The organism is Gammaproteobacteria bacterium (genome assembly GCA_003696665.1).
Lineage (GTDB): Bacteria > Pseudomonadota > Gammaproteobacteria > Enterobacterales.
Window position 1 is genome coordinate 1 of sequence record RFGJ01000428.1, and the last position, 1,560, is coordinate 1,560.

At 55.5% G+C, this 1,560-nt stretch carries 2 protein-coding genes; one reads left to right on the top strand and one right to left on the bottom strand.

What is annotated here, in order from left to right:
- Positions 1-258: 258 nt before the first annotated feature.
- The gene (locus tag D6694_10800) at positions 259-846 is read left to right on the top strand and encodes a hypothetical protein (protein ID RMH39824.1); all 588 of its coding nucleotides are present in this window, start codon (positions 259-261) and stop codon (positions 844-846) included.
- 347 nt (positions 847-1,193) lie between these two features.
- Here D6694_10800 and D6694_10805 read toward each other — a convergent pair.
- Positions 1,194-1,560 (bottom strand): hypothetical protein (locus D6694_10805; GenBank protein RMH39825.1); only part of this gene is annotated, 367 nt, incomplete at its 5' end.

Genomic DNA, 1,560 nt, shown 5'->3' on the forward strand with positions numbered 1-1,560 from the left:
ACGGCCACGGCCAGGTTGACCAGCAGGCGGAACCGCTGCTGCCACTGGGGTGCCTGCTTCCCGGCGGCAAAGTAGCAGCCGCCCTTCAGGGGGACGATGATGGGGGAAGCGTAGTAATCAGCCAAGGGTACCATTATGACTTTTGTCCTGTTTTTGTGGGGTGATGACCTGGGCGATGCGTAAAAAGATAAAGTAAAATAGCGTTATCGTTTGATTTAGGAGGTCGTGATGAAAGTCCGTCATGTTGTTATTGCCGCTATGCTTACGTTGCTTGTGCTCGGGATCGGGATTGGAACTATATCCACCATGGTGTTCGTAGACCATATTCGGATTGTGGAGAGAGATGTCACCGTAATCCCCACGACGCCACCATTTTACGCTTATACGGCGGTACAGACGCACGGTTTGTACCCTCAGGCCGCCACCGCCAAAGGGGTGGAAATGGCAGTGGTGAACGCATGGTTGATGGAAACTTGCGGCGAGCGCACCCCGTGGGTACCTGGCTATTTGTTCCTCGTAGTAGAGCCTCAGATTGTGAATCATACCGACCGACCCATACCGTGGTCATTTGCTTTGTACGACGACGTGGAGAACAAATTCGTTGGAAGCAGTGCAGAAGAATGCGTTACCGATCCATACAAGCCGGTTTTCACTGTTTTACCTGCTCAGCAGGCTCGGGGCGTTCTAAAGTTCGAGATTCCACCTGATGTTGCTGGCGTGCATCCTCATTTGCAGTGGAAATCGGACGATTTGTTGGTGATTTTGGACGTTTTTCTTGATCCGGGCGATATACAATTGCCATCCCAAGAGCCCCGCCCACAAGAAACCCCGACATCCACACCATAACCAATAGCGTCTTCGTGGCGGCGTCAATCCCAGACTGAGAAGTTGGTAGATCGTAGTATGCCGAGGCCGCCGCGTTGACCGTAGCAACATATGCCTGTTGGGTTGCCGTGGCTGGCGGTAAGGGGGGGACATTCATCCTGGCCTGATGTGTGATCGTAGCCTGGAGCGTTCGTTCGACTGCTACATGCATTTCGTTCCAGGCTTGTTGCGTTGCCGTGGCTCGTAATGCCGCGGCACTTAGGGGTGTTGGCGTGTATGTGTGGACAGAAGCCCCGACGCAGGCCGCGAGAAGGAACATAGAGGCGGATGAGAAAATCAATGCCCAAAAACCATATTTGTTCATCGTCCTAATCTCCAAACATATGCTGCACGGCGTCGAGGGCGCACAATTCCTTTGCAGCGCGCCGCACGGCGGTCAGTTCCTTGCGCATGATGATGTTGATGCGTGCCATGGTGACGCAGTACGGGTCGATGTCCTGCCCGTAGAGCGCTACCAGGTCGTCATAGCCGCGTTCGCGGGCCACGTCCCAGGCGGCGATGAGCATGACACCGGAGCCGCAGGCCGGGTCGTAAACGCTGATTTTGCCGTCTTCGTTGGTGCGGGCGATTTCGAGGGCAGCGGCGCGGTCGGAGGGCAATTGCATCTCGGCCATCATGCGGGCGACATTCCATGGGGTGAAAAACTGCCCGGCGTCCTTGTTGGGGTAGCCGACG